Below are 5,748 nucleotides of genomic sequence, written 5' to 3' on the forward strand. Positions count from 1 at the left end.
CACCACCCGCATGTGCACATGATCGTGCCGGGCGGCGGCATCGCGCCGGACGGCCAGCGCTGGGTGTCCTGCCGGCCGGGCTTCTTCCTCCCCGTGCGCGTGCTCTCCCGCCTGTTCCGGCGGCTGTTCCTTCAGAGGCTCGTCGCCACGCACCACGCCGGTCGCCTGAGCTTCTTCGGCGATCACGCCCATCTCGCCGAGGCGCAATCCTTCGCAGCTTATCTCGCGCCACTGCGCAAGGCCGAGTGGGTCGTCTACGCAAAACGGCCGTTCGGCGGGCCGGAGGCGGTACTGGCCTATCTGTCGCGCGATACCCACCGCGTCGCCATCGCCAATAGTCGCCTGATTGCCTTCGATCAGCAGCGCGTCACTTTCAGATGGAAGGATTACCGGGTCGAGGCCCACGACCGTCAAAAGCGGATGACGCTCACCACCTTCGAGTTCATCCGTCGCTTCCTCATTCATGTCCTGCCAAAGGGCTTCCACCGCATCCGTCATTACGGCCTGCTGGCGAGAGGCGCGTGCGCCGACAATATCGCACGCGCGCGCGAGCTGCTCGCCGTCGAAGATCGCGAGGATGGGCTCACCGAGACCCTCGTCGACATCGGCAAGCCGCCGTGTCCATGCTGCGGCGGCCGCATGATCGTCATCGAGGTCTTCGTGCGCGGTGAGATGCCGCGCCAATCGCCGACCGCTCCAAGCCGCGTCATCAGGATCGACACCTCATGACCACGCAACGGCCATTCCGCAAAACTGATCATCTTGCCGGCCGTCCATCGACTGGCCACGGCCGAGTGCACCCGAACGTTCTCCTGTCGTCGTCAATCCGTCGACAGTTCCTGGAGTTCGATGCTGCCCACCATTCATTCAAAGACCGCAACACCGGCGCGCAACTCGCGGCATCGGCTCGAACTCAATCGGCCAGCTCAGCCGCAGCGCTCAAATTCCCATAGCGCTGCCCGCACCATCCCGCCCGCCATGCACGGTTTTTGGAGGCTTTCGGACGCCGGCCGCCCGAGTATGCCGCGCCGTCGCCGCCGCGGCCGGCATCCGAAACCCTTCACAGGAACGGACGTATCGGTGACCGAACTGAGCGCCGGGAGTCCGCCATTCCATATGAGCACAATGGATTTGCAGCCCGGACCTCCAAAGAACACAGCCTCGCGCAATTGCGCCCGCACTAAGCTGCCTCGCCCTTATCTTCATCAATTGGCTCAACGACGATCGGCAAAGTATGCGTACCGCGCTCATGGATGTGCGCCGCCGCTGTGCGGTCTATGGCCAGGCTGAGAACTTCCGGTCGACTGTAGTGGCCGCGCGAGTCCATGAGTTGCTTGCGCCGATCGATCAACGCGAAATCGAGATCGGCAATCACCTGACCTTCACCGGAACGGAGGGGTTCGCCGATCAGTTCACCTTCGGGCGAAATGATTGCCGTGAAGCAGCCGCCGGAGATTGGTCCAATGCTGCACCCGGTGTCCTTCATGATCTGTGCTTGCTGTTCGCTATCCAACCACGCTGTTGCGTTGACGACGAAACAGCCGGCTTCAAGGGCGTGTTGGCGAATATTGACTTGTGTCTGCTCGGCAAATCGTTCACCCGCGAATGAACCCGGATACATCGCCGAATGGATCTGTTCGCCGTCCGCCATCAGGGCGTAGCGCGCCAGCGGATTGTAATGCTCCCAGCATGTCAGCTGGCCGATACGGCCGACGGCGCAGTCCACCGCGCGCAACCCGGAGCCGTCGCCCTGGCCCCAAATCATGCGCTCATGGAAAGTGGGACTGATCTTCCGACGGCGTTGGATCAGGTCGCCGTCTGCGTCGAACAACAATTGCGTGTTGTAGAGCGTGCCGCCGTCCCGCTCATTGACACCGATCGACACGACCATCCTGGCCCGCCTCGCAGCCTCAGCGATGGCCTCTGTAGTGGCCGAGGGTACCGTTACCGCCTGATCGAGCAGCCTGAGGTGCTCCTTGCCGGTTCTGATCTCGAAAGGGGTCTGCACGAATGAGAAATAGGGATAATACGGCACCACCGTTTCGGGGAACGTGGCGAACTGAGCCCCCAGCTTGGCGAGTTCCCCGATCTTCTGAACTACTTTTTGCACCGTTCCTTCCCGGCTGTAAAGCACGGGGCTGATCTGTACGGCAGCGGCTTTGACGATAGTCATGCTATTCTCCACGAATGCAAATTGAATCGATGGGACCGCTGCTCATACCACTTGCTGGAACGACGCCTTTGAATTACGCGCAAAACGGAGAAAGAACCCCTGCATCGCTTGATCGGCTCTGGTGCGGGCTTTGGCGAACGCATCAGGACCAAGGGCCGAGCCTTCAACGGAGAAGAACGTCAGGTCATGCAGGCCGATGGTGCTCAGGATAGCTTTCAGATACGGCGTGAGAAAATCCGGCTGATGCGTGCGCTCCCCAGAAAATCTTCCGCCCGAGGACACCGCGACAAAGACTGGACGGTCGCGCAGTGCGCCCAGTTTTCCTTCGGCAGTCACGTTGAAAGTTCGACGGACTCGAACGACGTGATCGATCCACGCCTTCAGAGCGACGGGCACCGTGAAGTTATGCATTGGAGTTGCGATGACCACGAAATCGGCGCTCTCCAGCTCCTGAATCAGTTGTTCTGACCGGGACATGGAGCCCTCGGCAAACAGTTCCGCGGACGATCGCTCGGTGCTGCCAAGAGCAGTCGCGTAGCTTTCATCGAGATCGGCGATGGCGCGACCGATCGGTCGAATGATGACGGTTGCCGTGAGCTCGCCATCCAGCAAATAGTCGATGATTTTTTGAGATAATCTGTAGCTCTCCGATGCCTGTCCGCGGGGGCTGCAAATCAAATGCAGTATTTTCATCATCTGCTTTCCAATCGCTGCGGTCTAACTCTGTTCATCAACGATAAGCAATTGCAGCCTGCATCCAAGGGCCATAAATGAGCTTTGCGAGTGGTCCATGATTGCCCGTGCGATAGTTTCGGCGTTGCAGCCCGCGAGGGGTGGAGACCGATCCGAGCCGTTGTGGCATAGTAGGTTTCGTTCCTCCACAGGTCGGATCGGGCCATGCCTGCCGTGAAACCTGAAAAAATCTCCCCGCTTGATCCAACGGCGGCCGCACCGTTCTACCGGCAAATTTACGATCGGTTTCGCGACGCTATCGCTACTGGAATGCTGAAGCCTGGCGACCGCATTCCTTCGGCACGGTCGCTGACCAAGGAATTGGGGCTGGCCAGAGGTACCATTGAAACTGCTTATTCCTTGCTGGCCGCGGAGGGGTATATCGAGGCACGAGGGCAGGCAGGGACCGTTGTCAGCCCCGAGCTCAAGCCGCGAACGGCCATTACTGGCCCGGTGCCGCTGCCGAATCCCAACTTCGACACTGTCAGTTTTCGCCCGGATTCCATCCTACCGTTCCAGATGGGCTTGCCGGCCTTGGATGCGTTTCCCCGCAAGATCTGGGCGCGCCTTGGCGCGCGCAGTGTGCGAGCCATGCAGCCTTCTGATATGATCCATCCATCTGTGTATGGCTTGCCGCTGCTGCGTGCGGAAATCGCCAGGTATCTCCAGGTTTCGCGGGGACTCAGCTGCTCGCCATCACAGGTGTTCGTTACCTCGGGATATCGTCAAACTGTTGAACTGATCGGTCATGCCCTATTGAAAGCGGGTAATCGCGTCTGGCTCGAAGACCCCGGATACCCGCCCACACGGGAAATATTCAACCGTATGCACATTGAAGGCGTCTCGGTGCCGGTCGACGGGGAGGGCATGGTTGTTTCCGATGCCGTCAAGCTGGCGCCGCGGGCGCACGCGGCGGTGGTCACACCTGCGCATCAGAGCCCACTCGGCATGTCCTTGTCGTTACCCCGGCGCCTCGCGCTGTTGGACTGGTCCGCGCGAAACAAGGCATGGATCATCGAAGACGATTACGACGGCGAATACCGCTATGTCAGCCGCCCGCTCCCTGCGTTGAAGAGCCTCGATCGTGATGGGCGGGTGCTCTATGCTGGCACGTTCAGCAAGGTGTTATTTCCAGGCATCCGCCTCGCCTATCTCGTGGTGCCGGAAGAGCAGGTCGAGCAGTTTGAGCAGGTCACTGAAAGCCTTTCGGCGGGCTGTCCCGGGCTGACGCAAACCATCGTCACTGCATTCATCGGTGAGGGACATTTTGCACGCCATATCCAGCGGATGCGAAAACTCTATGCGGAGCGTCGGGAAGCGACCGCGGCAGGCCTGGAAAGCGTGCTGGGAAAATATGTACGCATAGATTTGCAGCCCGGGGGCATGCACCTGATCTTGCGTCTTCGAGGCAACCGTTCAGACCGCCGGCTCGTTGCAAGCATGCGGGAACAGAATCTGTACGCGGAGGCGCTCACGGACTGGACGACGCGTAACGATGGAGTTTCGGCCCTCCTTCTGAATTTCACGAACATTGACTCTCGGCGCACGGCCGAAAATTTCGGACGGCGCATCTTAAAATTGATGTGACGGCAGTTTGGGCCCGATCTCCTGGAGCTTGGAATCATGGCCCAGCTATAAAGGCCGATCTTGGACCTTCTTGAATAGGCCAAGATAGGAGACGATGGAATCCTTCAACCATATGAGGATTCAATCATGAACAAGCGCATCGATTACGCCAAGGCTTCACCGGAAGGCTTTAAGGCTTTCGGAGGTGTCTACGTCTATCTTCAAAAAAGCGGCCTTCCAAAGCAACTGGTCAATCTCGTGTACCTGCGGGTGTCGGAGATCAACGGCTGTGCCTACTGTATGGATATGCACTCCCGCGACCTGCTCAAGTCTGGCGTCGCCGAAGACAAGCTCGTGCTGGTGCCTGTGTGGCGCGACGCGGGGGAAGTCTTTAGTGAGCGCGAACGCGTTGCGCTGGCTTGGACCGAAACTGTGACGCGGGTCGCCGAAACCGGCGTTCCCGATGCCGACTATGAGGCCGCCGCTCGCGAATTCAGCGACAAGGAACTCGCTGACCTCACCTATGCGATCGGCTTGATGAGCGCGTTCAATCGATTGGGAATTTCGTTCCGCTCGATCCCTGCTGCCGTCAGTAAGGCTTGAGGCGCCATCAGCAACGCGTCGCGCATGGAAATTCGTCCATGCGCATCCGGGCCCCTCACGAGCGCCGCCAGGCCGTACCCCGGCGACTAGCGAATGGATTGACCCCATGGCATGGATGATATTGGTCTCCGCTGGCCTTCTCGAGATCGGATTCGCCTTCGGTATGAAGTGGTCCGCAGGATTCACGCTGCTGATACCAGCGGTGTTTACGGCTGCCACCGGTTTGTCGAGTGTCTTTCTTCTCTCGCAGGCGCTCCGCACACTTCCCGTAGGAACGGGGTACGCCGTCTGGACCGGTATCGGCGCCGCGGGTACCGCGGTTCTGGGTATCGCAGTGCTGGGCGACTCTGCGTCGCCGGCGCGGATGCTTTGCATTACTTTGATTGTGGCAGGCGTGATCGGATTGAAACTTGTTTCCGCAAACTAAGGATGCCGCTGGAGGCGTTCAGGGGGTGACCATTCTTCTCTGGCGGCAGCAACCAGCGTCCGGTTTGGGCCCAGCGGACTAAACCGCTCGCGCGGTAGGACAGCGCGGCTGGCGACACGGCCAAGACGATAGCGCAACGGGGCGTCCTGTCTTGAGATTGAGGGGTTGCAACAACCTCACTCAAGACAGGAGCATCCCCATGACCGACGAGGCAATGAGCCCGTTGCGCCGGCGCATGATCGAAGAC

At 59.8% G+C, this 5,748-nt stretch carries 6 protein-coding genes; 4 read left to right on the top strand and 2 right to left on the bottom strand.

Annotation, left to right across the window (positions count from 1 at the left end; translation table 11 throughout):
• Nucleotides 1–729 (top strand): transposase (locus tag Q2M23_RS42985; protein WP_316399420.1); only part of this gene is annotated, 729 nt, incomplete at its 5' end.
• 451 nt (nucleotides 730–1,180) lie between these two features.
• On the opposite strand, the gene Q2M23_RS42990 is transcribed toward Q2M23_RS42985, so the two are convergent.
• A complete protein-coding gene (locus Q2M23_RS42990; protein WP_316399421.1) occupies nucleotides 1,181–2,173 on the bottom strand; it encodes a nitrilase-related carbon-nitrogen hydrolase in 993 nt (330 codons plus the stop codon).
• Between the two features lie 42 nt (nucleotides 2,174–2,215).
• Nucleotides 2,216–2,869 (bottom strand): FMN-dependent NADH-azoreductase, encoded by a 654-nt coding sequence (locus Q2M23_RS42995; protein ID WP_316399422.1) that lies wholly within the window; start codon nucleotides 2,867–2,869, stop codon nucleotides 2,216–2,218.
• A gap of 201 nt (nucleotides 2,870–3,070) precedes the next feature.
• Between Q2M23_RS42995 and Q2M23_RS43000 the strand changes: the two genes are divergently transcribed.
• The 3 genes from Q2M23_RS43000 (at nucleotide 3,071) to Q2M23_RS43010 (ending at nucleotide 5,501) form a co-directional block, all read left to right on the top strand.
• Complete coding sequence (locus tag Q2M23_RS43000) at nucleotides 3,071–4,492, top strand: PLP-dependent aminotransferase family protein (protein WP_316399423.1); 1,422 nt, start codon at nucleotides 3,071–3,073, stop codon at nucleotides 4,490–4,492.
• 126 nt (nucleotides 4,493–4,618) lie between these two features.
• Complete coding sequence (locus Q2M23_RS43005) at nucleotides 4,619–5,074, top strand: carboxymuconolactone decarboxylase family protein (protein ID WP_316399424.1); 456 nt, start codon at nucleotides 4,619–4,621, stop codon at nucleotides 5,072–5,074.
• A 106-nt stretch (nucleotides 5,075–5,180) separates the two neighbouring features.
• Entirely contained in the window at nucleotides 5,181–5,501 is a 321-nt protein-coding gene (locus Q2M23_RS43010; RefSeq protein WP_316399425.1) for a DMT family transporter, read from the top strand.
• Nucleotides 5,502–5,748 lie beyond the last annotated feature (247 nt).

The sequence above is a fragment of the Bradyrhizobium sp. 33ap4 genome, from assembly GCF_032654765.1.
In the GTDB taxonomy this organism is placed as follows: Bacteria; Pseudomonadota; Alphaproteobacteria; order Rhizobiales; family Xanthobacteraceae; genus Bradyrhizobium; species Bradyrhizobium australafricanum.